24 protein-coding genes are annotated in these 23,858 nt (G+C 62.6%); 17 read left to right on the top strand and 7 right to left on the bottom strand.

Annotated elements, in window-relative coordinates; translation table 11 throughout:
* Positions 1-4 precede the first annotated feature (4 nt).
* The 4 genes from AC0IYH_RS04620 to AC0IYH_RS04605 are packed head-to-tail and all read left to right on the top strand — an operon-like array spanning position 5 to position 5,103.
* The gene (locus AC0IYH_RS04620; protein ID WP_122771788.1) at positions 5-1,063 is read left to right on the top strand and encodes an ABC transporter substrate-binding protein; all 1,059 of its coding nucleotides are present in this window, start codon (positions 5-7) and stop codon (positions 1,061-1,063) included.
* A complete protein-coding gene (locus AC0IYH_RS04615; protein WP_471833089.1) occupies positions 1,050-2,039 on the top strand; it encodes an ABC transporter permease in 990 nt (329 codons plus the stop codon). Before AC0IYH_RS04620 ends, AC0IYH_RS04615 begins: the two co-directional genes overlap by 14 nt.
* Positions 2,033-2,821: an ABC transporter ATP-binding protein gene (locus AC0IYH_RS04610; RefSeq protein ID WP_122771790.1), complete on the top strand. Its 789-nt coding sequence runs from the start codon at positions 2,033-2,035 to the stop codon at positions 2,819-2,821. The genes AC0IYH_RS04615 and AC0IYH_RS04610 overlap by 7 nt, the downstream gene beginning before the upstream one ends.
* 2 nt (positions 2,822-2,823) lie before the next feature.
* Positions 2,824-5,103 (top strand): molybdopterin guanine dinucleotide-containing S/N-oxide reductase, encoded by a 2,280-nt coding sequence (locus AC0IYH_RS04605; protein ID WP_122771791.1) that lies wholly within the window; start codon positions 2,824-2,826, stop codon positions 5,101-5,103.
* A gap of 45 nt (positions 5,104-5,148) precedes the next feature.
* Here the strand turns inward: AC0IYH_RS04605 and AC0IYH_RS04600 are convergent, their stop codons facing one another.
* Complete coding sequence (locus tag AC0IYH_RS04600; protein ID WP_116628819.1) at positions 5,149-5,496, bottom strand: hypothetical protein; 348 nt, start codon at positions 5,494-5,496, stop codon at positions 5,149-5,151.
* Positions 5,497-5,586: 90 nt separating this feature from the next.
* Between AC0IYH_RS04600 and AC0IYH_RS04595 the strand changes: the two genes are divergently transcribed.
* Together AC0IYH_RS04595 and glsB are read left to right on the top strand one after the other, a co-directional pair.
* Positions 5,587-5,931, top strand: coding sequence for a hypothetical protein (locus AC0IYH_RS04595; RefSeq protein WP_122771792.1), 345 nt, complete (start codon positions 5,587-5,589; stop codon positions 5,929-5,931).
* Between the two features lie 55 nt (positions 5,932-5,986).
* Positions 5,987-6,895, top strand: a complete 909-nt coding sequence (glsB, locus tag AC0IYH_RS04590) for a glutaminase B (RefSeq protein WP_116628821.1) — start codon at positions 5,987-5,989, stop codon at positions 6,893-6,895.
* A gap of 40 nt (positions 6,896-6,935) precedes the next feature.
* Here glsB and AC0IYH_RS04585 read toward each other — a convergent pair whose 3' ends face one another.
* From AC0IYH_RS04585 to AC0IYH_RS04570, 4 genes are all read right to left on the bottom strand, one after another.
* A complete protein-coding gene (locus tag AC0IYH_RS04585) occupies positions 6,936-7,439 on the bottom strand; it encodes a signal peptidase II (protein WP_471833088.1) in 504 nt (167 codons plus the stop codon).
* 69 nt (positions 7,440-7,508) lie between these two features.
* Positions 7,509-7,775: a DUF6124 family protein gene (locus AC0IYH_RS04580; RefSeq protein WP_471833087.1), complete on the bottom strand. Its 267-nt coding sequence runs from the start codon at positions 7,773-7,775 to the stop codon at positions 7,509-7,511.
* 342 nt (positions 7,776-8,117) lie between these two features.
* Positions 8,118-9,362, bottom strand: coding sequence for a saccharopine dehydrogenase family protein (locus tag AC0IYH_RS04575; RefSeq protein ID WP_471833086.1), 1,245 nt, complete (start codon positions 9,360-9,362; stop codon positions 8,118-8,120).
* 28 nt (positions 9,363-9,390) lie between these two features.
* Positions 9,391-10,488, bottom strand: a complete 1,098-nt coding sequence (locus tag AC0IYH_RS04570; RefSeq protein WP_471833085.1) for a carboxynorspermidine decarboxylase — start codon at positions 10,486-10,488, stop codon at positions 9,391-9,393.
* A gap of 343 nt (positions 10,489-10,831) precedes the next feature.
* On the opposite strand from AC0IYH_RS04570, the gene AC0IYH_RS04565 reads away from it, so the two are divergent.
* The 7 genes from AC0IYH_RS04565 to AC0IYH_RS04535 are packed head-to-tail and all read left to right on the top strand — an operon-like array spanning position 10,832 to position 17,648.
* Positions 10,832-11,851 carry a LacI family DNA-binding transcriptional regulator gene (locus AC0IYH_RS04565; protein ID WP_471833084.1) on the top strand — a complete coding sequence of 340 codons (1,020 nt, stop codon included), beginning with the start codon at positions 10,832-10,834 and terminating at the stop codon, positions 11,849-11,851.
* Positions 11,835-12,839, top strand: coding sequence for an ABC transporter substrate-binding protein (locus tag AC0IYH_RS04560; RefSeq protein ID WP_116628827.1), 1,005 nt, complete (start codon positions 11,835-11,837; stop codon positions 12,837-12,839). The genes AC0IYH_RS04565 and AC0IYH_RS04560 overlap by 17 nt, the downstream gene beginning before the upstream one ends.
* Positions 12,840-13,658: an ABC transporter permease gene (locus tag AC0IYH_RS04555; RefSeq protein ID WP_471833083.1), complete on the top strand. Its 819-nt coding sequence runs from the start codon at positions 12,840-12,842 to the stop codon at positions 13,656-13,658. It begins immediately after the preceding gene.
* On the top strand, positions 13,655-14,449 hold the full coding sequence (locus AC0IYH_RS04550; protein ID WP_471833082.1) for an ABC transporter permease: 795 nt from the start codon (positions 13,655-13,657) through the stop codon (positions 14,447-14,449). Before AC0IYH_RS04555 ends, AC0IYH_RS04550 begins: the two co-directional genes overlap by 4 nt.
* A complete protein-coding gene (locus AC0IYH_RS04545; RefSeq protein WP_471833081.1) occupies positions 14,446-15,477 on the top strand; it encodes an ABC transporter ATP-binding protein in 1,032 nt (343 codons plus the stop codon). The genes AC0IYH_RS04550 and AC0IYH_RS04545 overlap by 4 nt, the downstream gene beginning before the upstream one ends.
* 10 nt (positions 15,478-15,487) lie before the next feature.
* A complete protein-coding gene (locus AC0IYH_RS04540) occupies positions 15,488-16,321 on the top strand; it encodes a phosphodiesterase (protein ID WP_116628831.1) in 834 nt (277 codons plus the stop codon).
* 7 nt (positions 16,322-16,328) lie between these two features.
* A complete protein-coding gene (locus AC0IYH_RS04535; protein ID WP_471833080.1) occupies positions 16,329-17,648 on the top strand; it encodes an OprD family porin in 1,320 nt (439 codons plus the stop codon).
* 115 nt (positions 17,649-17,763) lie between these two features.
* On the opposite strand, the gene AC0IYH_RS04530 is transcribed toward AC0IYH_RS04535, so the two are convergent.
* Positions 17,764-19,407: a sensor domain-containing diguanylate cyclase gene (locus AC0IYH_RS04530; RefSeq protein WP_471833079.1), complete on the bottom strand. Its 1,644-nt coding sequence runs from the start codon at positions 19,405-19,407 to the stop codon at positions 17,764-17,766.
* A gap of 133 nt (positions 19,408-19,540) precedes the next feature.
* On the opposite strand from AC0IYH_RS04530, the gene AC0IYH_RS04525 reads away from it, so the two are divergent.
* Together AC0IYH_RS04525 and AC0IYH_RS04520 are read left to right on the top strand one after the other, a co-directional pair.
* Positions 19,541-20,146, top strand: coding sequence for a LysE family transporter (locus tag AC0IYH_RS04525; protein ID WP_116628834.1), 606 nt, complete (start codon positions 19,541-19,543; stop codon positions 20,144-20,146).
* 317 nt (positions 20,147-20,463) lie between these two features.
* Positions 20,464-21,075, top strand: a complete 612-nt coding sequence (locus AC0IYH_RS04520) for a M12 family metallopeptidase (RefSeq protein ID WP_163821235.1) — start codon at positions 20,464-20,466, stop codon at positions 21,073-21,075.
* A gap of 40 nt (positions 21,076-21,115) precedes the next feature.
* On the opposite strand, the gene AC0IYH_RS04515 is transcribed toward AC0IYH_RS04520, so the two are convergent.
* Positions 21,116-22,270 carry an acetyltransferase domain-containing protein gene (locus AC0IYH_RS04515; protein WP_122771804.1) on the bottom strand — a complete coding sequence of 385 codons (1,155 nt, stop codon included), beginning with the start codon at positions 22,268-22,270 and terminating at the stop codon, positions 21,116-21,118.
* A 135-nt stretch (positions 22,271-22,405) separates the two neighbouring features.
* Between AC0IYH_RS04515 and AC0IYH_RS04510 the strand changes: the two genes are divergently transcribed.
* The gene (locus tag AC0IYH_RS04510; RefSeq protein WP_116628837.1) at positions 22,406-22,903 is read left to right on the top strand and encodes a sigma-70 family RNA polymerase sigma factor; all 498 of its coding nucleotides are present in this window, start codon (positions 22,406-22,408) and stop codon (positions 22,901-22,903) included.
* Complete coding sequence (locus AC0IYH_RS04505) at positions 22,900-23,853, top strand: FecR domain-containing protein (protein WP_122771805.1); 954 nt, start codon at positions 22,900-22,902, stop codon at positions 23,851-23,853. Before AC0IYH_RS04510 ends, AC0IYH_RS04505 begins: the two co-directional genes overlap by 4 nt.
* The last annotated feature ends 5 nt before the right edge of the window (positions 23,854-23,858 follow it).

The raw sequence follows: 23,858 nt of genomic DNA, 5'->3' as shown, positions 1-23,858 counted from the left end.
TTGCATGGCTGCTTTCGATCACCTGACCCGCCGCCGTCTATTGGGCCTGGCGGGCGTCACCCTGGCCAGCCTGTCGCTGCCACGCCTGGGCTTTTCCGCTGACGCCCACGCCGGCCACAACACGCCACAGGAGCCCGCCGGCACCGGGGAGTTCATCCGCCTCGACGCGCCGCGCAAGCTCAAACTGGCGGTCAACCTGAATGCCGTGTGCCTGGCGCCGGTGGTGATCGCCCACGGTCAGGGCTTCTTCACTAAACACAATCTGGACGTAGAGCTGGTCAACTTCGGTAACTCCACCGAAGTGCTGCTGGAAGCTATCGCCACCGGCAAGGCTGATGCCGGCGTGGGCATGGCGCTGCGCTGGCTCAAGGCGCTGGAGCAAGGCTTTGACGTGAAACTCACCGCCGGCACCCATGGCGGGTGCCTGCGCTTGCTCAGTGCGGTGAATGGCGGCGTGAGCAAGCTCGAGGACCTCAAGGGCAAAGCCATCGGCGTGACCGACATGGCCAGCCCGGACCGCAATTTCTTCTCGATCCTGCTGAAAAAACACGGCGTCGACCCGGTGCGCGATGTGGAATGGCGCCTTTACCCGGCGGACCTGCTCGGCACTGCGCTTGAGCGCGGCGAAGTGCAGGCGGTGAGCGGCAGCGACCCGTTCATGTACCGCCTGATCAAGTCCGGCGTGGCGCGCGAGCTGTCCACCAACCTGGTGGAGGAGTACGCCAACCTCAGCTGCTGCGTGGTCGGCGTCACCGGCAAACTGGTGCGTGAAGACAAGCGCGTGGTCGCGGCGCTGACCCAGGCGATCCTCGAGGCCCATGACTATTCCGTGCAGCACCCCGAAGCCGTGGCCAAAGGCTTCCAGGCCTACGCGCTGAACACCTCCACCGAAGAAGTGCAGGCGATCCTCCACGACCACACCCACGGCCACCACGCGGTGGGCGCCGCGCTGACCCGGGAAATCACCACCTACGTCACCGACCTGAAAACCGTCGAAGTGATCAGCAAAAGCACCGACCCGGTGGAATTCGCCAAGGAGATCACCGCCGATGTCTTCAGCTGACGCGACAACCCTCAACCCGCCCGTGGCCCTCAAGGTCGGCTGGCAGGGCGCGGCGGTGGTGGCGGCCTGGGTGGCCGTCGCGCTGTTGATCAGTTACTGGCCCAACGCGACGCGCAATTGGCCGATGACCCAGGGTTTGGCCAACCTCTGTGTGGGCGTGGCGGCGTTGTTTATCGTGCTGAGCCTGGTGGGCCGCAAGGTGGCGACGCTCGGCCAGCGCCTGCACACGGCCGCGCCCTGGTTGATTGCGTTGCCGATACTGTTGGCTGTCTGGGAATTGCTCACCGCCAAGCTGGCGCTGCTGCCGGTGCCGTTTTTTGCGCCGCCCCAGGCGCTGCTTGCGGTGTATATCGAAGACTATGCGCGGCTGGCCGACAGCCTGTTGCATTCGGCGTTGCTGCTGGGCTCGGGCGTGGCGCTGGGCGCGGCCACCGGTTTTGTCGCGGGCGTGGCCATTGGGTGGTCGACGCGTATCGGCTACTGGCTGCACCCGGTGCTGCGCATCCTCGGCCCGGTGCCGTCCACGGCGTTGTTGCCGCTGTGTTTTTTCCTGTTTCCCAGCAGTTGGAGCGCGAGTGTGTTCCTGATCGCCCTGGCCACTTGGTTTCCGGTCACGGTGCTCACCTGGTCGGGCGTGGCGAGTGTCGACAAGGCCTATTACGACGTGGCGCGCACCTTGGGCGCCCGGCAGGGTTTCCTGATTTTCAAAGTGGCGATTCCGGCCGCGATGCCCCACGTGTTTGTCGGCCTGTTCATGGGCCTGGGCGCGTCGTTCTCGACCCTGGTGGTGGCGGAAATGATGGGGGTCAAATCCGGCATCGGCTGGTACCTGCAATGGGCCCAGGGCTGGGCCGCCTACGCGAATATGTACGCGGCCTTGTTGATCATGGCGTTGGCCTGTTCGGGGTTGATCACCGGGTTGTTCCTGGTGCGTGACCGCTTGCTGGCCTGGCAAAAAGGAACGATGAAATGGTAGCCCTGGCACACGCAGTAGAGGCCAGCGCCGGGTTGGCGCTGCGCATAGACAACCTGAGCCATGGCTTTGCCCTGGACGGCCAGCACCTGCCGGTGTTGGAGCAGGTTTCACTGGATGTGGCGCCGGGTGAATTCGTGGCATTGCTCGGCCCGTCGGGTTGCGGCAAATCCACCTTGCTGCGTTTGGTCGCCGGCCTGGAGCCAGCGGATTCCGGCAAGCTGCTGGCCGACGGTGAAGCCATCCTCGGTCCGGACCCTAGCCGCGTGGTGGTATTCCAGGACCCGACCCTGTACCCCTGGCGCCGGGTGTGGGACAACGTCGCCATCGGCCTCGAAGCTCAGGGCCTGCTCAAGACCCACTCGCACAAGGTGGATGAGGCCTTGGCCAAAGTCGGCCTCAGCCACTTCGCCCGCGCGTATCCCCGGCAGCTGTCCGGCGGCATGGCGCAGCGGGTGGCGCTGGCGCGCGCGCTGGTCAATCAGCCGCGCCTGCTGATCCTCGACGAGCCCTTGGGCAAGCTCGACTCGCTGACGCGCATCACCATGCAAAAAGAGCTGATCGATTTGTGGCAACGCCAGGGCTACACGGCCCTGCTGGTGACCCACGATGTGGAAGAAGCCTTGTTGCTGGCCAATCGCGTGATTGTGTTCAGCGACCGCCCGGCAAAAATACAGGCGCAATTGAGCATCGATAGGCCGTATCCTCGGCACCGGGATGATCCTTACTTGGTGGACCTGCGGCGGCAGATACTCGGGCTGCTCGGGCTGGGAGAAAGCTGGTAGTCATGACATTCACCTCATTGCATTGGGGCGCGTACCGCCCGCAGGTGGTCGACGGCAAGCTGGTGGCGATGGCCCCGGCCGAGTGGGACAAAGACCCGTCGCCCATTGGCGCGTCGATCCCCGATGCGATTACCTCGCCGACGCGCATCCTGCGGCCCGCCGTGCGCCGCAGCTACCTGGCCGAGCCGGGTGCGCACCCGGAGTTGCGCGGGCAGGAGCCATTCGTTGAAGTGTCCTGGGACGTGGCGCTGGAGCTGGTGGCCGCTGAGCTGAAAAAGGTCAAGGCCGAGCACGGCAACCAGGCCATCTACGGCGGCAGCTATGGCTGGGGCAGCGCGGGGCGCTTTCACCATGCGCAAAGCCAGTTGCACCGGTTCCTCAACCTCTACGGCGGCTACGTCGCCAGCACCGACAGCTACAGCCTCGGCGCCGGGCGCGTATTGATGCCGCATATCGTCGGCAATATGGATTGGCTGCTGGCCGCGCACACGTCGTGGAAAAACCTGGCCGAGCATTGCGAGCTGTTTGTGGCCTTTGGTGGCCTGCCGGCGAAAAACGCCCAGACCAGCCCTGGCGGCGCCAGCGACCACCTGCTGAGCGAGGCGCTGGCGGCGATGTCGGCGGCCGGTGTGCAGTTCGTCAATATCAGCCCGTTGCGCGACGACCTCAGTGGCCCGGCGCTCAACCAATGGCTGCCGATCCGCCCGGGCAGCGACACTGCCCTGATGCTGGCGCTGGCCCATGTGCTGGTGACCGAGGGCTTGCACAACCCGGCGTTTATCCAGCGCTACACCGTGGGATTCGAGCGCTTTCGCGAATACCTGCTGGGCACGGTCGATGGCCAGCCGAAAGACCCGGACTGGGCCGCAGACTTGACCGATATCCCCGCGCAGCAGATCACCGACCTGGCGCGCCGCATGGGCCGCCAGCGCACCATGATCAACATCGCCTATTCCCTGCAGCGCGCGGTGCACGGCGAGCAGCCGTTCTGGATGACCGTGACCCTGGCCGCGCTGCTTGGGCAAGTCGGCTTGCCGGGCGGCGGGTTTGGCCTGGGCTATGGCTGCATGAACAATACCGGCAGCGGGCGCAAGGGCTTCTCCGGGCCGCGTTTTTCCCAGGGGCTCAACCCGGTCAAGGATTTTATCCCGGTGGCGCGCATCACCGACATGCTGCTCAACCCCGGCGCGACGTTCGACTACAACGGCAAGCGCCAGGCGTATCCGGATATCCAGTTGGTGTACTGGGCCGGTGGCAATATTTTCCATCATCACCAGGATTTGAATCGCCTGCTGGAAGCCTGGCAAAAACCGCGCACGCTGATCGTCCACGAACAGTACTGGACCGCCCAGGCCAAGTACTCCGACATCGTGCTGCCCGCCACCACCGCCCTGGAGCGCAACGACATCGGCAGCTCGGCCTCGGACCGTTTCATGTTGGCGATGCAGCAGGCCATCGAGCCGGTGGGCGAGGCGCGGGACGACTACACGATCTTCGCCGCTATCGCAGCGCGCCTGGGTTTTGCCGACACCTTCACCGAAGGCCGCGATGCCGAGCAATGGCTGCGCTTTATCTACGACGAGTCGCGCGGGCGCGCCGAGGAACACGGCATTGAGCTGCCGGGCTACGACAACTTCTGGCGCGATGGTGTGTTCGAAGTGGCCTACCCGGACACCGACACGGTGCTGCTCAAGGCGTTTCGCGATGACCCCGACGCTCACCCCTTGCCAACCCCGTCGGGGCGTATCGAGATCTTCTCCGAGCGCATCGCCAGCTTCGGTTATGCCGACTGCCCGGGCCACCCGGTATGGCTTGAAAAACCGGCGCCGGACTACCCGCTGCACCTGCTGTCGAACCAGCCCAAGACCCGCCTGCACAGCCAGTACGACCATGGCAGCTACAGCCGCGGGTCGAAGATTCAGCAGCGTGAACCCATGACCATCAACGTGGAGGACGCCCGCGCCCGCGGTATTGTCGACGGCGATGTGGTCAAGGTCTTCAACGACCGTGGCGCGTTTTTGGCCGGGGTGATTGTGTCGGCGGGCATCCGCCCAGGTGTGGTGCAGATCGCCACCGGCGCCTGGTTCGACCCGCAGACGCCGGGGCAGCGCAACAGCCTGGACAAGCACGGGAATCCCAACATGATCACCGCCGATATCGGTGCGTCAAGTTTGTCCCAAGGCTGCTCGGCGCAGACGGCGACGGTGGAAGTGGTGAAGTGGGATCAGGCGTTGCCTGAGGTCACCGCCTTTGTACCGCCGGTGCTGGAAGGCGTTAAATAGGTGGGAGGGGGCAAGCCCCCTCCCACATGGGTGATGTGGCAGTCCTCAGTCCACGCAAATTGCCCGGCCAAGTTGGCCTTTCTCCACGGTCGCCGAGCAGCCGAAGTGCCCGTTATCTGCCTGGCACGCGCCGGTCACCGGGCCGTTGCCGGGTTGAGTGGTCACGCTGGTCCGGCACTCGCCTTCACACTGGCTTGAATCGGTGCAGGCCTTGCCCGCGTCCTTGTACGGCGTGATGCACTTCCAGCTCTGCAACTTGCCGACTTGTTTCATGGTGCCGCCACCGGCCAGGCAGGCGGATGCGCTGGCGTCCTGGGCGGGCGGGGTAGTTGTGGCGGTCGCGGTGCAGGCGGATACCAGCAGCAGGGCGGCCAGGCCGATCATCAATTTCATGCAAAAGTCCTCGTGGAGTAAGCGCAGCGGTGCAGTGTACGGGCATTTGGACTACTTTGATTGACGAGCGATCCTAACCGGTACTTACCCATGCGCACGTTATGGAAGCGATATGTGGCGTTGCTGGAAAATGACCTGAGCACGCAGATTTTCGACAACGTCAAAAACCTGCTGGTGTGCGCGCTGCTGTTTGCGGCGGGCACCAATACGCTGCTGGGGCAACGTGAATTGTTTCTCGGCTTCTTCGCCTCGACCGTTGCCGGGTGGGGGCTGATCGCGCTGTCGGCGGTATTGGTGTTATTGAATGTAAGCGATGGCATTCGTCGGCTGGCCAAGCTGCGCTATCACCTGGCGTTGCAGGTGGTGTTGATCCTGGTTTATCTGATCGTTGCCGAGCGGGTTGTGGAGATAGTCTGGGGCTTTCGGGCACATTGAAGTATCCTCCGCGCCCCGCTTACCACTGATTCAAAGACCGATGACAGGACAAGACATGCAGGCGCTGCTGGACGCGATCCTTGACGAAGTTCGTCCACTGATCGGCCAGGGCAAAGTCGCCGACTACATCCCCGCGCTGGCCGATGTACCCGCCAACCAACTGGGCATTGCCGTGTACGGCAACGACGGCGCCGCCTACTGCGCCGGGGATGCCGAAACGCTGTTTTCGGTGCAGAGCATTTCCAAGGTGTTCAGCCTGGTGCAGGCCATCGACCACGGCGGCGAAACCATCTGGGAGCGCTTGGGCCATGAGCCTTCGGGGCAGCCGTTCAACTCCATGGTGCAACTGGAATTCGAACGCGGCCGCCCGCGCAATCCCTTCATCAATGCCGGCGCGCTGGTGATCTGCGACATCAACCAATCGCGCTTTGCCGTACCGATTTTGTCGATGCGCGACTTTGTCCGGCGCCTGTCGGGCAACCCACAGATCCTGGTCAACAGCGTGGTCGCCGACTCCGAAGCCCAGCACGGTGCGCGCAACGCGGCTATGGCCTACCTGATGAAATCCTTCGGCAACTTCCACAACGACGTCGACGCGGTGCTGCACAGCTACTTCAACTACTGCGCGCTGCAAATGAGCTGCCTGGACCTGGCCCGGGCGTTCAGCTTCCTCGCCAACGAGGGCGTGAGCGCCCACAGCGGCGAACAGGTGTTGAGCGCGCGACAGACCAAGCAGGTGAACTCGATCATGGCCACCAGCGGGCTGTATGACGAGGCAGGGAATTTTGCCTATCGCGTGGGTCTGCCGGGCAAGAGCGGGGTAGGGGGTGGGATTGTTGCGGTGGTGCCTGGGCAGTTTACCGTGTGTGTCTGGTCGCCGGAGTTGAATGCGGCGGGGAACTCGCTGGCAGGGATGAAGGCGCTGGAGTTGTTGAGTGAGCGGATTGGGTGGTCGGTGTTTTAACGGCGAGGGGGTTGGCGTAGCGCCTGAACCCCCTTGCTGATCAGGCTCTACGCGGCTTTACGAATAAATCGAACATCAGGAACAAGGCCCCCGCAGTAATCGCGATATCGGCAATATTGAACACGCCCGTATGCGTGGGGCCAACGTTCAACACCATGTAATCAACCACATGGCCGTCGCGAAAAACGCGGTCGATCAAATTGGCGATGCCGCCCAGGGCAATGGTGTACAGCGGCAAGACTTTACGCAGCGGTTGGCTCCAGTTGGAAAGCGACCACCCCACCGCCCAGGCAACCACGATGGCCACCCCGACGATAAAAATCAGCTGTTTGACTTGCGGTGGCAAAGCCGCGCCCAGGCTGAGGAATGCACCAGGGTTCAGGCTCAGCTCCAGGGCCAGATTGAAAGGGCTGGAGCCGAATTTGAAGCTGTTGGCGTGTAGGGAAGCCAGCGCCAGCAGTTTTACCAACTGGTCCACGGCAATAAAGGCGATACCCGCGAGAAGGGCAAAGGGACGGCCTCGCAGTAGGGACGACGTGCTCAAACGGTAACTTCCTGTTTCGGTCTGTAGAAAGCGCCCGAAGATAGCTCAGGCGCTTTATGGCGTCTACGTTCAGGCGGTCGGATGGGCTTCATCCAGCACCTTGTCCACTAACAGCTGCACACCGTCGATCATGCGACAGATGCCCAGTGCGACATTGCGTTGAGGGCCATCGATTTCAAAGGCGAGGTGGGTTGCGATGTCGCTGATTGATGCCAGGTCTTGGGAGGCGTTGACCAGCAAGGTTTCCGTGCCCAGGTTATCGCGCACGGAGAAAATCCGCTCTTCGGTTTTATGGGAGTGGTGTTCAGGGTTGCGGCGAGTGGTTTCATTGATCATGGTCAGACCCTTCAGTTAAAAAGCTCCGTTTGATAATTCGGACGGTCAAACCCGGTCGCTGAATTGGCAGCGACGGCGAAGAGGTTAGTCAGCATAGTTCCCAGCGACAACCTGAAACAGTCGTGGGAACTCTCCGAGAGTTGGGGGCAAAGTGCTATCTGTGTGGGAGGGGGCTTGCCCGCGATTGCAGTGTGTCAGCCTAAGATGTATCACTGACACTGCCTCATTGGGGGCAAGCCCCCTCCCACATTTTGATCTTCAGTGTTCTTTGAGCGTTATGTGAGCCCAAACAAAAAATGCGCCCCTGAGGGCGCATTTTTTTGTTTGGTCAGCAATCGCCTATCAGGCAATCGCATCCCACGCACGATCACCGTGCTCATCCTTGATCCGGGTCGGCAGGCCCATCACGTCCAGCGCTTTCAGGAACGGCTCGGCCGGCAGTTCCTCTACGTTGGCCATGTGTTTCACATCCCACTCGCCACGGGCTACCAGCAGCGCTGCGGCTACCGGTGGTACGCCGGCGGTGTAGGAGATGCCCTGGCTGTCGGTCTCGGCAAAGGCTTCTTCATGGCAGGCCACGTTGTAGATGAACATCTCGTGTGGCTGGCCATTTTTGGTGCCTTTGACCAGATCACCGATGCAGGTCTTGCCGGTGTAGCCGGGCGCCAGCGAAGACGGGTCGGGCAGCACGGCCTTGACCAGTTTAAGCGGCACGACTTCCAGGCCTTCGGCGGTGGTCACCGGCTTCTCGGAGAGCAGGCCGAGGTTTTTCAGCACGGTGAACACGTTGATGTAGTGTTCGCCGAAGCTCATCCAGAAACGCACGTTGGGCACGTCGAGGTTTTTCGACAGCGAGTGCACTTCATCGTGGCCGGTGAGGTAGAGGTTCTGCGAACCGACGACCGGCAGGTCGTCGGTGCGTTTGACTTCGAACATGGTGTTGCTGGTCCACTGGCTGTTCTGCCAGCTCCACACCTGCCCGGTGAACTCGCGGAAGTTGATTTCCGGGTCGAAGTTGGTGGCGAAGTATTTGCCATGGCTGCCGGCATTGACGTCGAGAATGTCGATCGAATCAATGCGGTCGAAATGCTGTTGCTGCGCCAGCGCGGCATACGCGTTGACGACACCCGGGTCGAAGCCCACGCCAAGAATGGCGGTGATGTTCTTCTGTTTGCACTCTTCCAGGTGGTTCCATTCGTAGTTGCCGTACCACGGCGGGGTCTCGCAGACCTTGCCCGGCTCTTCGTGGATGGCGGTGTCGAGGTAGGCTACGCCCGTATCGATGCAGGCACGCAGTACCGACATGTTGAGGAACGCGGAACCCACGTTGATGACGATCTGCGAGTCGGTCTCGCGGATCAGGGCCTTGGTCGCTTCCACGTCCAGGGCGTTCAGCGCGAAGGCCTTGATGTCGGCGGGAACCTTGAGGCTACCCTTGGCCTTGACGCTGTCGATGATGGCCTGGCATTTGGAGATGTTGCGCGACGCGATAGCAATACGACCGAGTTCGTCGTTGTGCTGCGCGCACTTGTGGGCCACCACCTTGGCGACACCTCCTGCACCAATGATAAGAACGTTCTTTTTCAATTGCTTTATCTCTCCTTTATCCGCCAGCTTACGAAAGGCTGGACAGGTAGTCGTCGTAACCAAATTCACGAACCACTTCGACTGTACCGTCGAGTTGTTTCACTACGATGGACGGCATTTTCAGGCCGTTGAACCAGTTTTTCTTGACCATGGTGTAGCCTGCGGTGTCGATGAACGACAGCCGATCGCCGATGGCCAGCGGACGATCAAATTGGTACTCGCCGAAGATGTCTCCGGCCAGGCAGGATTTGCCGCACACCATGACGGTGTGTTCACCCGCGCTCGGCGCCAGCTTGGCGTTGAGGCGGTAGATCAGCAGGTCCAGCAGGTGGGCTTCGATGGAGCTGTCGACCACGGCGAGGTTCTTGCCGTTGTAGAGGGTGTCGAGCACGGTCACTTCCAGCGAGGCGCTGTTGGTGATCGCCGCTTCGCCGGGTTCCAGGTACACCTGCACGTCGTACTTCTGCGAGAACGCCTTGAGGCGCTGGCAGAAGGCGTCGATGGCATAGCCTTCACCGGTGAAGTGGATGCCGCCGCCGAGGCTGACCCAGTTGACCTTGTGCAGCAGCGCGCCGAAGCGTTCTTCGATGGTGTTGAGCATCTGGTCGAACAGGTTGAAGTCGCCGTTCTCGCAGTTGTTGTGGAACATGAAACCTGTGATCTGCTCGATCACGCCTTCGATCTTCACCGGGTCCCATTCGCCCAAACGGCTGAACGGGCGCGCAGGGTCGGCCAGCAGGTAGTCGGAGCTGCTCACCTGGGGGTTCACCCGCAGGCCGCGGGTCTTGCCTTCGCTGCGGTCGGCAAAACGCTGCAGCTGGCTGATCGAGTTGAAGATGATCTTGTCGCAGTTATCCAGCATCTCTTCGATTTCATCGTCGGCCCAGGCCACGCTATAGGCGTGCGCTTCGCCTTCGAACTTCTGGCGGCCGAGCTTGAGCTCATACAGCGACGACGAGGTGGTGCCGTCCATGTATTCCTGCATCAGGTCGAACACCGACCAGGTGGCAAAGCACTTGAGCGCCAGCAGGGCCTTGGCGCCGGACTGCTCGCGCACGTAAGCAATTTTCTGCATGTTGACCAGAAGCTTCTGTTTATCGATGAGGTAGTACGGCGTTTTGATCATTTTTGAGAGCCTGCGGCGGTGCCTGCCAAAAAAGGACACGCATTGTGCCCGCACTTGGATCGAATCGAAAGGTTAGCGGGCGGATTTTGCGCGCCGGGTTTTCAACAATAGCCACAGAGTATGACTATCTCTGGTTACACACCGAACCAAATGTGGGAGGGGGCTTGCCCCCGATAGCAGTGTGTCAGTCACAGATGTGTTCACTGACACTCCCTCATCGGGGGCAAGCCCTCTCCCACATTTGCCCACTTCACTGCCATCAAACCGTCATCTGCGCAGCATGTTCCTGCCACATTCGCTCGCTACTGTGCTCGCCAATGAGATCGATCTCAAGCGAGTGACAATGACTGACTTGAAAGACGTTGCACGCCTGGCCGGGGTTTCCCGTGCGACCGCCGCCCGTGCCTTTGCCTCCCCCGACCAGGTGCGTCCGAACACCCGTGAGCAGGTGTTCGCCGCCGCCCGTGAGTTGGGCTTTCGGCCCAACCTGCTGGGCCGCCAGTTGCGCCTGCAAACCACCCAGTTGATTGGCGTGGTGGTGCCCAACCTGCTCAACCCGGTATTCGCCGAGCAGTTCCAGGCCATGGAGCGTGCTGCGCGTGCGCGGGGCTACAGCCTGGTGCTGGCGACCACCGACTACAGCAGCGAGCGCGAATGCATCGTGGTCGAAGAACTGCTGCGCCAGCGTGTCGACGGCCTGGTGCTGACGGTCACCGATGCCGAAAGCAACAGCGTGCTCAGCAGCCTGAATAGCGAAAAAACCCCGTTCGTGCTGGCCTATCACCAACCGAGCAACCCCAACTACAGCGCCGTGTCGGTGGACAACCGCGCCGGCATGGCCTTGGCCACCCGTTATCTGCTCGAAGCCGGCCACCGCCGCATCAGCATGGTCGCCGGCCCGGCGTTGCAGTCCGACCGCGCTCGCCTGCGTTACGCCGGCTACTGCGATGCCATGCACGAATACGGTCTGGACAGCCACCCGGTGATCGAAATGCCCGCCCATACCCAGGCTGAATTCGCGGCTATCGCACCGTTTCTCCAGGGCCCGCAAGCGCCCACCGCGCTGGTGTGCTCCAACGATTTCCTGGCGATCAGCCTGATCGCCGAACTGCGCCGCAACGCCTGGAACGTCCCCGAGCAACTCTCGGTGATGGGCTTTGACGGCATCGCCCTCGGCACCCAGATGCACCCGACCCTGTGCAGCGTGGTGCAGCCCATTGCGCTGCTCGCCAGCACGGTGATTGACCAACTGCTGGCGCAGATCGCCGGCAACGACCCGATTTCCCATTGCCTGCCTTGCCATATCCGGCCGGGCGAAAGCACTCAACCCCATGAGGAGTCCCTTGATGCGCGCACTCAGTAAAACCCTGGCAGCCCTGGCGCTGTGCGGCATGGCCAGCCTGGCCCAGGCCGCCGACACTGCAATTTGCTACAACTGCCCGCCGGACTGGGCCGATTGGGGCACCCAGCTCAAAGCCATCGCCGCCAGCACCGGCGTGCAGGTGCCGCTGGACAACAAGAACTCCGGCCAGTCCCTGGCGCAACTGGTGGCCGAAAAGGCCGCACCGGTTGCCGACGTAGTGTATTACGGCGTGACCTTCGGCCTGCAGGCGCAAAAGGCCGGTGTGGTCGAAGGCTACAAACCCAAGGCCTGGGACCAGATCCCCGCCGGCCTCAAAGACCCGGCCGGGCATTGGTTTGCAATCCACTCCGGCACCTTGGGCATCATGGTCAACGTCGACGCCCTCGGTGGTTTGCCCGTGCCGCAAAGCTGGGCCGACCTGCTCAAGCCGCAATACAAAGGCATGGTGGGTTACCTCGACCCCTCCAGCGCGTTCGTCGGCTATGTGTCGGCGGTGGCGATCAACCGCGCCATGGGCGGCGACCTCGACAACTTCGCCCCGGCCATCGACTACTTCCAGAAACTGGCGAAAAACGCGCCCATCGTGCCCAAACAAACTGCGTATGCGCGGGTGCTGTCCGGTGAGTTGCCGATCCTGGTGGACTACGACTTCAACGCCTACCGCGCACGCTATAAAGACAACGCCAACGTCGCCTTCGTGATCCCGCAGGAAGGCAGCATCAGCGTGCCCTACGTGATGAGCCTGGTGGCCAACGCGCCGCACCGCGCCAATGGCGAAAAAGTCCTCGACTTTGTGCTCTCCGACGAGGGCCAGGCGCTGTGGGCCAAGGCCTATCTGCGCCCGGTTCGCCCGATGAAAATGCCGGCCGAGGTCGCCGCGCAATTCCTGCCCGACAGCGACTATGCGCGGGCCGGCGTGGTGGACTACGAAAAAATGGCCGCCGTGCAGGAAGCCTTCGCCGCCCGCTACCTGAACGAGGTCAAGTAAGTGGCAACGTCGGCCAAACACGCAAGCTGGGCCCTGGCCCCGGCGTTTGCCGTGCTGCTCGCGTTCTGGCTGTTGCCGCTGGCGCACTTGATCGTGCTCGGCCCCGAGAGCCGCGACAGCCACGGCAGCGGCTACTGGCAGGTGCTCAGTAGCGCGCAGTACCTGGGCAGCCTGGGGCAAACCCTGGTGCTGGCGGTGGTAGTGACCCTCGTCGCGCTATTGATCGGCGGCATCAGCGGGGTGTTCCTCGCCCGCCAGCACTTTTTTGGACGCTCGGCCTTGGTGGCATTGCTGACGTTTCCCCTGGCGTTTCCGGGGGTGGTGGTCGGCTTCCTGGTGATCCTGTTGGCGGGGCGCCAGGGCCTGTTGGCGTCCCTCGGCCTGCAACTGGCAGGTGAGCGCTGGATCTTCGCCTACTCGCTGGCCGGGCTGTTTGTCGGCTACCTGTACTTCTCGATTCCACGGGTGATTCTCACGGTGATGGCCGCGTGCGAAAGCCTCGACCGCAGCCTGGAAGAAGCCGCGCATTCACTCGGGGCAGGGCACTGGCGGGTGGTGTGCGACGTGATCGTGCCGGGCCTGGCGCCGGCGTTGGCGTCGTGCGGGGCGATCTGTTTTGCCACGTCCATGGGCGCCTTCGGCACCGCGTTTACCTTGGGCACGCGCCTGAACGTGACCCCGGTGGCGATCTACAACGTGTTCACCAACTACGCCAACTTTGCCGTGGCCGCCGCGCTGTCGGTGGTGCTCGGTGCGGTGACCTGGGCCGTGTTGTTGCTGACGCGGCGCCTGGTGAAAAATTCGGGGACGGTCCTGTGAAACGCTCATCGCTGTTTGTGCTGCAACTGCTGTTCACCTTGCTGGTGTGCGCCTTTATGTTGGTGCCGGTGTTGATGTCATTGCTGGCCGGGCTGACGCGCAATTTCTTCGTTGGCGTGTCCAGCGGCTTGACCTTCGATTGGATAGTGCAGGTGTGGCAGGCCTATTCGCCGACGGTGTGGCTGTCGCTGCAACTGGCAGTGGCCTGCGCGGTGTGCGTCTGTGTGATCGGCGTGCCGGCGGCCTATGCGCTGGTGCGCATGAACAACCGCTTCAGCCGCGCCTTCGAGGAACTGATGGTGCTGCCGGTGGCCATGCCGGGCCTGGCCAGTGCCCTGGCTTTGCTGCTCACCTACGGCCAGTTCGGCACGTTCCGTAGCAGTTGGTTGTTCATCCTGGTCGGCCATGTGCTGTTCACCTTGCCGTTTCTGGTGCGCCCGGTGATGGCCGTGATGCAACGCCAGCACTTGCCGGTGCTGGAAGAGGCCGCAGCCAGCCTGGGCGCAGGGCCCATCAAACGCTTTTTCAGCGTGGTGGTGCCTAACTGCCGCGCGGGGATCCTCGCCGGTGTGTTGATGGTCGTCACCCTGAGCCTGGGTGAGTTCAACCTGACCTGGATGCTGCACACGCCGATGACCAAAACCTTGCCGGTCGGCCTGGCCGACAGCTACGCCTCGGCGCGCCTGGAAATCGCCAGCGCCTACACCCTTATCTTTTTGCTGATGATCGTGCCGCTGCTGATTGCGTTGCAGGCCATCAGCGCTCGTTTGTCCCGTGGAGAGCGTCGATGACCGCTATCACTATTCGCCTCAAGGCCTGTCGCAAGGCGTTCGCCGACGGCACCGTGGCCGTGCATGACCTGGACCTGACCGTCGAAGGCGGCGAGACCCTGGCGATTCTCGGCCCGTCCGGTTGCGGCAAAACCACCACCTTGCGCTTGATCGCAGGCCTGGAACGCCCCGACGTCGGCCAGGTATTTTTCGGCGATCAGGACGTGACTCGCCTACCCATCGAGCGCCGCGACGTGGGCATGGTGTTCCAGAACTACGCGCTGTTTCCCAACCTGGATGTGGCCGGCAATATCGTCTACGGCTTGAAGATTCGCGGCGTGCCGGCTGCCGAGCGCAACAAGCGCTGCGACGAGCTGCTGGAACTGGTGGGCCTTCAGCAGCACGGCAAGCGCAGCATCCACGAATTGTCCGGCGGCCAGCGCCAGCGCGTGGCCCTGGCCCGTGCCTTGGCGCCGCGTCCCAAAGTGCTGTTGCTGGATGAGCCGTTGGCGGCCCTCGATGCGCAGTTGCGTGAGCGCCTGCGCAGTGAGCTTGACCAGTTGCTGCGAGGCCTCGGCATCACCTCGGTATTCGTCACCCATGACCAGGGTGAAGCCATGGCCCTGGGCGATCGCATCCTGGTGATGGAGCAGGGCCGCATTGCCCAACTGGCCAGCCCGCGGGAGATCTACCAGAACCCGGCGAATGCCTTCGTCGCAGGCTTTGTCGGCAACCTCAATGCCTTCACCGTGCTTGAGCATTCGGCCCGGGGTTTGAAGGTGTGCGGCGGCGAACTGCCGTGGCATGAAAGCGGCCAGCCGCACACCGTTTACTGCCGCCCCGAACACCTGCGGGTGATGGAGCGTGAAGGGCACTTGCACGGCCACCTGCTGGCGCAGTTTTTCCAGGGCGCGCAAAGCCGCCTGCTGGTGGAGGTGGGCGGGCCGCAGCCGTTGCTGGTCGACAGCAGCGACAACCAGCTATACGCCGTCGGCGCGCCGATTGCCCTGGCGATTGCGCCGCACATGTTGTTCACCCTGAATACGTGAGAATTTACTTTTGAACCGTCCGTTTCTAGTCGCGCAGATCAGCGACCTGCACCTTAAAGCCGGCGACCGCCTGACTTATGGCGTTGTCGACACGTTGGGCGCACTGCGCCGCGCCGTCGACCACTTGAACGCCAGCCAGCCACGGCCCGATATCGTGGTGGTCAGCGGTGACCTGGTGGACTTCGGCCGCGCCGATGAGTACGCCGTGCTGCACCCCGAACTCGCCCGCCTGCACATGCCGTGCTACCTGGTGCCCGGCAACCATGACGCGCGCGGGCCGATGCTTGATGCGTTCCGCGATCACGCCTATTTGCCGCGGTCGGCAGACGGCCCGCTGGACTGGGTGGTGGACGAGCACCCGCTGCGCCTGATCGGTCTGGACTCGACCATCCCCGGTGGCCACGGCGGCCAATTGCTCGACAGCCAGTTGCAGTGGCTGGACGCGCAACTGGCGCTGCGCCCGGACGTGCCGACCTTGCTGATCCTGCATCACCCGCCGTTTATCAGCGGCATCGGCCATATGGACCGCGAGCCATTTATCAATGCCGCCGCGCTGGAAAAAGTCGTGGCCCGCCACCCGCAAGTGGAGCGCCTGTTGTGCGGCCATTTGCACCGGCCGATGCAGCGACGTTTCGGCGGCAGTTTGAGCTGTGTGTGCCCCGGCACCTCGCACCAGATCGTGCTGGACCTGCAAGAAGCGGCGCCCGCGCATTTCAACCTGGAGCCGGCGGGCTATCTGTTGCATCGCTGGGAGGCGCAACAGGGTTTGATCAGCCACAACGGCGTATTCGGGAGCTACCCGGGGCCGTATCCGTTTTATGACGCTCATGGGTTAATTGACTGAGGTTGTGATGAAAGCCACATTGAATGTGTTAAGCGTATTGACCGGCGGCCTGGGCATGGCCCTGAGCCCCTTGGCGTCTGCTGATTTCCTGAGTGACAGCAAAGCCAGCCTGAGCATGCGCAACTTCTATTTCAACAACGATAACCGCGACGGCACCGCTGCGCCGTCGAAGACCGAAGAGTGGGGGCAGGCGTTTATCCTCAACTATCAATCGGGCTTTACCGACGGCACCGTGGGCTTTGGGCTGGACGCCATCGGCATGCTCGGCGTGACCCTCGACAGCGGCGCCGGCCGCCATGTGGGCAGCTCGATGATCCCCAATGACGACGGCAAGGCCGCCGACAATTGGGCCCGTGGCGGTGCGACGGCCAAGGCGCGTTTTGCCAAGAGCGAGCTGCGTTACGGCTACCTGCGGCCGAACCTGCCGATCCTGGTGAGCAACGACGGGCGCCTGTTGCCGCAGTCCTTCGAGGGTGGGCAAATCACCAGCAAGGACATCGACAACCTGACCCTGATCGGCGGCCAACTCCAGCACACCACCGGCCGTGGCTCCAGTGACCGCAGCGGTTTGGCGGCAGCGGGCGGCACCCAGGAAAGCAACAAATTCAACTACGCCGGTGCGGACTATCAGGTGACCAAGGACCTGATGCTGCAGTACTACTACGCCAACCTCGAAGACTATTACCAGCAGCACTTTGCCGGGCTGATCCATGTGTTGCCGCTGGGCGAATACGGCTCACTGAAAACCGACCTGCGTTACTTCAAGACCAGCTCCGACGGCAAAAACAGCAGCGTCGCCGGCCGCGCCGAGGGCTATAAGCTGGGTGGCTATACCAAGAACGGCAACGGCGAAATCGACAACAACACCTGGAGCGCCGCGTTCATCTATTCCCTGGGCCCGCACGCGATCACGGCCGGCTACCAGCAAGTCTCGGACGACAGCAACTTTGCCCAACTCAACCAGGGCGGCCTGGTGAACAAAGGCGAGGGCGGGGCCAGCCTGTACCTCTACACCGACCGTACCGTGCAAACCTTTATCCAGGCGGGCGAGCGCACCGCGTTTGCGCAGTACGCCTACGACTTCGCGTCCCTCGGCGTGCCGGGGCTCAAGGCGTCGCTGATGTACCTGAAGGGCGACCACATCCTCACCGCCAGCGGCAACGACGCCAGTGAGTGGGAGCGGGATATCTCGCTGGACTACGTGGTGCAAAGCGGCACGTTCAAGAACGTCGGCTTCGGCTGGCGCAACGGTGTGTCGCGCAGTGAAGTGGCGCGGGACCAGGATCAGAACCGGGTGTTCGTGAGTTACTCGATTCCGTTGATGTAACCACTCCCCTGTGGCGAGGGCGCTTGCTCCCGTTGGGCTGTGCAGCGGCCCTGAAAAAGCGGGAGCGCTGCGCACTCCAGCGCGAGCAAGCTCGCTCGCCACAAGGGGGTGGCGCTCAGGCTACGCGGTTTCGGCCTGCGCCCTTGGCCTCGTACAAGCGCATGTCCGCGCGCTTGAGCAGTGCCAGGGAGTCGCGGTCCGAGGGTTCGGCGACGCTTACGCCGATGCTGACCGTCACATGGCCTACGGTCGGGAATACCGCCGCCGCTACGGCTGCGCGGATTTTTTCGGCGACCACTTCGGGGCTGTCGGGCTCTTCGACTTCGGGCAGCAGCACCGCGAATTCTTCACCGCCGTAACGCGCGACAAAGTCGGTGGCGCGGGTGGTGTTTTCGATCAGCGCCGCGAGTTGGCACAGCACGTCATCGCCAATCGCGTGGCCGTAGGTGTCGTTGACGCGCTTGAAGTAGTCGGCGTCGATCAGCAGCAGCGCAAAGGTACGTCCGGTGCGCTGGAACAGCAGGCTGTTCTCGGCGAGTTTTTCATCGAAGCGGCGACGGTTATAGACGCCGGTCAGCGCATCGTGGGTGGCTAGTTTGAGCAGGTCGGCGTTGGCCTGGGTGAGGTCGGCGGTGCGCTGGGCGACGGTGGCTTCCAGGGAAGCATTGGCGTCCTGCAGTTGGCGTTCCTTGGCCAGCAGCGATTGGGTCATGCCGCTGAGGGAACGGCCCAATTGGGCGATCTCCAACACCGAATGTTCCTGGGGGAACACCGCGCCGGGCTGCTGGTTCTGCACCAGTTTGGCCGACCGGGCCAGGCGCTCGATGGGGCGGCTGAGGGAGGACGCCAGGTAGTACGCGGCCAGCACAAACACCACGGCGGCGAGTACGCCAAGAATCAGCAATTGATAGAGCAGGCTGCGCGCCGGTTGCAGGGCCACGTCCAGCGGCTGGCGGACCATGATGTACCAGGTCACTTTCGCGTTTGACGGGCTGGGCACCGCGACCGAGGCGGTCACGTAGCCGTTGCCGATCGACCAGCCGGAGGGCGTGAGCAGCTTGTCGCTGGCCATCTGCTCGCCGGCGAGCAGCTCGGGGTAGAGCACCTTGCCGTCGAAGTCGACAATCAGCGCTTCGATATCGGGAATGGCGTCTTTTTGCATCACCGCCGAATCGACGATCTGCGTGACCCACCGCCAGTGCGCGTGGGCTCCCAGCACGCCGATGGTCTGGCCCTCGGCATTGCGGATCGGCGCGGCGAAGTCGATAAAGCGCAACGGTTCGCCATTGGCGGCACCCGGCAGTAACTTGGCCAGCAACACGGCTTCATGGGGATCGCCGGTGTACTCGCCATGCATCCCCGCCTGGAACCACGGGCGCTGGCTGACCGACTGGTTCACCAGCAGACCGTTCACCGCCTGGCGCACGCGGCCGTCGGCATCGGCCACGCCCATCCAGGCGTATTCGGCGCGCGATTGGGTGCGCAGTTCCATCAAGGTCAGGATGTCCGGCGCGTCCAGGTCGCCCCTGCGAAAGAGCGGCGCCTTGCTCAGCAACGACACTTCCAACTGACGCTCGCGCAGTTGCACGGCCAACAGCGCCGCCGTGGACCGCGCCGTACTCAGCAGCGCATTGCCGCTGGCCTGCTTGCGCTGTTCGGTGGCGATATGCCCCACGTAAACCCCCACGCTCAGCAGCGTAAGCAAGGACAAACCGGCAAACCACAGGGTCAGGTGACTACGCAGACTGGCTTTGATCATGGGGACTCATTTGAGTGTTTGTTTTCAGCATAGTACGCGTATTGGCCCGAGCACGACCAACCACAAACGTACAAGAATGCACCGCAAGCGCGTGCGTAGACTCGCTGCACGATCTCTAATTGCAGGTTTTACCATGGACATTTTCCTCTACGCCTTCAGCGTCATGTACAGCCCGGGGCCGGTCAACCTGATGGGCCTGAATGCCGGGCTCACCGGCAAACTGCGCCGTTCCAGCGGGTTCTACGTCGGCGTGGGCTGCGCGATGCTGCTGATGTTCGTGCTGTTCGGCTACACCGGCGAGGCGATCATTTCCCAGGCGGCGCTGCCGTATATCTCGCTGGTTGGCGGCGTGTACACGCTGTACCTGGCGTACCAGGTGTTCACCGCCCGCACGGTGGTGGAAGAGTCTTCAGGTGCGCCGGGCAAAACCCTCACGTTCTGGAATGGCCTGGTGATCCAGTTGCTTAACCCCAAGGGCATCGTGGCGGTGTTGCCGATCACCAGCGTGATGCTGCCGGCAGCGCATATCACCGGCGCGTCGATTTTTGTCGTCTCAGCCTTGCTGGGGCTGGGGGCAGTGGGTGCACCGTGGGTCTACGCCTTGCTCGGTGCTTTGCTGGGGCGGCGGATCAGTGGGGCGGCGGCGTTTACCTGGTTCAACCGCGGCATGGGGTTGGCGCTGGCGGGGTGTGCGTATTTCATGTTTCACGCGTTCTACTTGCATCTGGTCTCGACATGATTCGAGTGGGCGTTTGAAAAAGCTGGTTATACCTTGCGTGGAACTGCGGATGGGGTAGGCGCCACTGTTCAGCACGTGTTCGCAGGCTGGATGGGCGGGCACGTGATGATCGGGCAAGAAGCCCAACAACCATGGAGGTTATGAATTTGATTACTGGCGTAAATACTCACCCACCTGTGATGCCCTTTCACCGTGTGCCGGAGCATAGCGCTGGCCAAGCGCAACACGACGCTGCACCAGTGCTATCCAGGCAAAAGCGTGGAGTGGCCGAAACAGCTGCGCTATGGCCACAGTTTTCGACACTCAGGATTTCCCTGATGGGCATGACCAAGGAACAAGAAAAATTTACCCGGGACAGCATCAATAAATGGGCCCTCCACATCAATCTGAAACTGGAATTTACTGATAAGGACGACGGTGATATCAGGATCAAGGCAAACAATGACCATGTGGGTGGGTTTTCCTACCTGGGCACCGATTGGAAAAACTACGTAGGGGCCAATGAACCCACGATGGAAATCGGGTTCAAGGACGGGCTGGATGAGTTCACTGGCGGCACGGTACTGCATGAATTCGGTCACGCGCTGGGCCTGCACCATGAGCATCAGCACCCGCAGGCTACGCTTGAGTTCAATTGGGACAAGGTTATTCAGGCGATGGGAGCGTTGAGCTCGCCATCCATTATTGATGGCAACTTTGCGCCGATCGTCACAGGAGTTATCAGCTCCGCCTATGACCAACGATCCGTCATGCATTACGGCTTTCCCGAACATTTACTGCTCAGTGGAACGGCCATTGATGACAACAATGAATTGTCGGAGGGGGACAAGGCCTTTGTGCGTTCACTCTATCCGACACCCGGCGCCAAACCACTGTCCGCGTACCGTGCGTTTTTGCTGGGCAGCAGTGTTCCTCTACCGCGCACCTAAGCCGACGCCCTTTAAAACTCAGGGCATTGTGGGAGTCAGGTCAGAGGTATTTAAGCCAGGCCAGGTCGCGACGTCGCGCCTTGAGCCTGGCGAACCAGTGCACCGGCGGGTAAAGCGCCAATGGCAACAGCAGCGCCACCAGCCAGACCGCCCCCATGCTCTCAAAGCCAAAGTAGTTGCCGTGGTTCAAGCCCAACAGCGCAACACACGCCACATACAGCACTTTCAGCACATACAGGTGCAGCAGATAAAAGAACATCGGCGCCGCACCAAACACCGCCAGCACGCTGATCCAACGCTTGTGCCCCACACGTTCAAACGCCAGCAGCACCAGCAAGCCGATGCCCAGGGTCAGCGCCAGAAACAGCAGCGAAGGCGGGTACTTGGTGACATTGAAGAAGCTCATCAGCGTCTGCACACCGCTCTCGTACGCCTGCCAGGGCTTCTCGCCATAGCTGTTGGCCGCGCGCAACACCACGAACCCCACCAATGCACCTACGCCCGACAGCAACAGATAGCGCTGGCGCACGGCCGGTTGGGTGGCGTTCGCGAACCATGGGCCGAGGGCGTAACCCAAGGCAATCACGCCGATCCACGGCAGCACCGGGTAGGTGATACGCAGGCGCAGGCTGTCAGTCACGTCGATCCAGCTGCGTTCGTGCAGGATCGCCCAGCCGTTTTGCAACGCGGAACCGGGCGCGAAATGCAGGCCATCCAGCAGGTTGTGCCCGCCGATGATCACCAGCGCCACCGCGATCAGCAGCGGGCGCGGCAACCACACCAGCGCGGCGAGGGCGAGCATGCTCACGCCAATCGCCCAGATCACTTGCATGTAGATCACGCTGGGCGGCAGTTGGAAGGTCCAGGCGAAGTTGACCAGGGTAAATTCCAGTACCACCAGAAACAGCCCGCGCTTGAACAGGAACGCCGACACGTCGCGCCGGCCCTGATATTTCTGGCCGTACAAAAACGCCGACAAACCGGTGAGCAACACAAACACCGGCGCGCACAGATGCGCCAGGGTGCGGCTGATAAACAGCACGGGTTCGGTGCTGTCGATGCTCATCGGGTCGCTGACCTGTCGGTGCAGCAGGAAGGTTTCGCGCACGTGGTCGAGCAGCATAAACAGGATGACCAAGCCGCGCAGGGCGTCGATGCAAAGCAGGCGTTGGCGCAGGGGAACAGCGTCGGTCATGGGCAAGGATCACAGGGCAGGGCGGAAAGAGGGCGTTATCCTATAACATTAATTAACGCGTTGCCGTGCTTCGTTGTGCAGATTAGAATGCGATCAATTCTTAATTACTCCTTGGCCCCGGCGCCGGTGACTCGCATGTCGTCCTCCCTCAATCTGCCAATCCAGGATTTGTACTGCGAACACCACGGATGGTTGTACCGCTGGCTCGACCGCAAGCTGGGCAATGCCAACGACGCGGCCGACCTGGCACACGACACCTTCATGCGCCTGCTGACCCGCCCCGGCAGCGGCGGTTTCGGCAGCGAACCGCGCGCCTTGCTGACCCATATCGCCAAAGGCCTGATGATCGACAGCTGGCGCCGCCAGGAAGTCGAACGCGCCTATCTGGAAACCATCGCCCACCTGCCCGAGCAGCAAGTGCCGTCGCCGGAAACCCGCTGGCTGATCCTCGAAGCGCTGTACCGTATCGAAGCCATGCTGCGCGACTTGCCGGAGAAAACCCGCCAGGCGTTCCTGATGGCGCAGATCGACGGCCTGACCTATCAGCAGATCGCCGATGAATTGAAGGTGTCGCTGGTGTCGGTCAAACGCTATATGCGCGATGCGTTCCTCGCCTGCCTGAGCGTGGCATGAACCCGTCGATCGACCCGCTGATCCTCGGCGAAGCCGCCGACTGGATGGTGCAGTTGCAATCCGGCAGCGCCACCGACGAAGACCGCCGCGCCATCGCCCAATGGCAGGGCCGCAGCGCCCAGCACGCCCAGGCCTGGCAGCGTGCTCAGGCGGTGCTCGGTGATTTCAACAGCGTGCCGGCGTTGATTGCCGGCGACACCCTCAAGCGTATCGGCCGCAAAAAATCCCTTGGCCGCCGCCAGGCCCTCGGGCTGTTGCTGCTGGCGGGCCCCGCGACCTGGCTGGCCTGGCAGCAAAAGCCCTGGCAGGCCTGGACGGCCGACCAGCACACCGCCATCGGCGAGCAACGCGACCTGACCTTGCCCGACGGTACGCGGCTGCTGATCAACACTGCCAGCTCGTTGAATATTGCCTTCACCGACCAGGTGCGGCGCATCGACCTGCTGCAAGGCGAGGTGATGATCACCACCGCCAAAGACCCCGCGCCCACCCATCGCGCGTTTATCGTGCAGACCCGCCATGGCACGGCGCGTGCGCTGGGCACGCATTTCAGCGTGCGCGTGGGCGAGCACAGCAGCCGCGTGGCGGTGCTCGAAGGTGCGGTAGAAATGCTGCCCGCGCGTGCCAGCCGCGGGCTGATCCTCAAGGCCGGTGAGCAGAGTGCCTTTGGCGGCGACAGCGTGGCGGCCGTGGCGCCGTTGGACCGCAGCGCGCTGACCTGGGAAAACGGCATGCTCTTGGCCCAGCACATGCGCCTGGCGGATTTGCTCGACGAACTGGGCCGCTACCGCCGTGGCGTGCTGCGCTGCCACGCCAGCGTGGCCGGTTTGAGCGTTTCCGGGGCCTTCCCCCTGCGTGACACCGACGCCAGCCTGCGCCTGTTGCAGGACACCCTGCCGGTAAAAGTCAGCAGCCTGACCGGCTACTGGGTGACGCTCGAGCCGCGCTGAATCTT

The organism is Pseudomonas sp. AC463 (assembly GCF_979253585.1).
The sequence above is the reverse complement of the archived record's forward strand: the minus strand, read 5'-3'. Positions and strand labels throughout refer to the sequence as shown.

Bases quoted from the DNA above. Each gene is read 5' to 3' on its own strand.
- AC0IYH_RS04620 (WP_122771788.1), top strand. From the start codon at position 5: ATGGCTGCTTTCGATCACCTGACCCGCCGCCGTCTATTGGGCCTGGCG.
- AC0IYH_RS04615 (WP_471833089.1), top strand. From the start codon at position 1,050: ATGTCTTCAGCTGACGCGACAACCCTCAACCCGCCCGTGGCCCTCAAG.
- AC0IYH_RS04610 (WP_122771790.1), top strand. From the start codon at position 2,033: ATGGTAGCCCTGGCACACGCAGTAGAGGCCAGCGCCGGGTTGGCGCTG.
- AC0IYH_RS04605 (WP_122771791.1), top strand. From the start codon at position 2,824: ATGACATTCACCTCATTGCATTGGGGCGCGTACCGCCCGCAGGTGGTC.
- AC0IYH_RS04600 (WP_116628819.1), bottom strand. From the start codon at position 5,496: ATGAAATTGATGATCGGCCTGGCCGCCCTGCTGCTGGTATCCGCCTGC.
- AC0IYH_RS04595 (WP_122771792.1), top strand. From the start codon at position 5,587: ATGCGCACGTTATGGAAGCGATATGTGGCGTTGCTGGAAAATGACCTG.
- glsB (WP_116628821.1), top strand. From the start codon at position 5,987: ATGCAGGCGCTGCTGGACGCGATCCTTGACGAAGTTCGTCCACTGATC.
- AC0IYH_RS04580 (WP_471833087.1), bottom strand. From the start codon at position 7,775: ATGATCAATGAAACCACTCGCCGCAACCCTGAACACCACTCCCATAAA.
- AC0IYH_RS04570 (WP_471833085.1), bottom strand. From the start codon at position 10,488: ATGATCAAAACGCCGTACTACCTCATCGATAAACAGAAGCTTCTGGTC.
- AC0IYH_RS04565 (WP_471833084.1), top strand. From the start codon at position 10,832: ATGACTGACTTGAAAGACGTTGCACGCCTGGCCGGGGTTTCCCGTGCG.
- AC0IYH_RS04560 (WP_116628827.1), top strand. From the start codon at position 11,835: ATGCGCGCACTCAGTAAAACCCTGGCAGCCCTGGCGCTGTGCGGCATG.
- AC0IYH_RS04545 (WP_471833081.1), top strand. From the start codon at position 14,446: ATGACCGCTATCACTATTCGCCTCAAGGCCTGTCGCAAGGCGTTCGCC.
- AC0IYH_RS04535 (WP_471833080.1), top strand. From the start codon at position 16,329: ATGAAAGCCACATTGAATGTGTTAAGCGTATTGACCGGCGGCCTGGGC.
- AC0IYH_RS04530 (WP_471833079.1), bottom strand. From the start codon at position 19,407: ATGATCAAAGCCAGTCTGCGTAGTCACCTGACCCTGTGGTTTGCCGGT.
- AC0IYH_RS04525 (WP_116628834.1), top strand. From the start codon at position 19,541: ATGGACATTTTCCTCTACGCCTTCAGCGTCATGTACAGCCCGGGGCCG.
- AC0IYH_RS04520 (WP_163821235.1), top strand. From the start codon at position 20,464: ATGGGCATGACCAAGGAACAAGAAAAATTTACCCGGGACAGCATCAAT.
- AC0IYH_RS04515 (WP_122771804.1), bottom strand. From the start codon at position 22,270: ATGACCGACGCTGTTCCCCTGCGCCAACGCCTGCTTTGCATCGACGCC.
- AC0IYH_RS04510 (WP_116628837.1), top strand. From the start codon at position 22,406: ATGTCGTCCTCCCTCAATCTGCCAATCCAGGATTTGTACTGCGAACAC.
- AC0IYH_RS04505 (WP_122771805.1), top strand. From the start codon at position 22,900: ATGAACCCGTCGATCGACCCGCTGATCCTCGGCGAAGCCGCCGACTGG.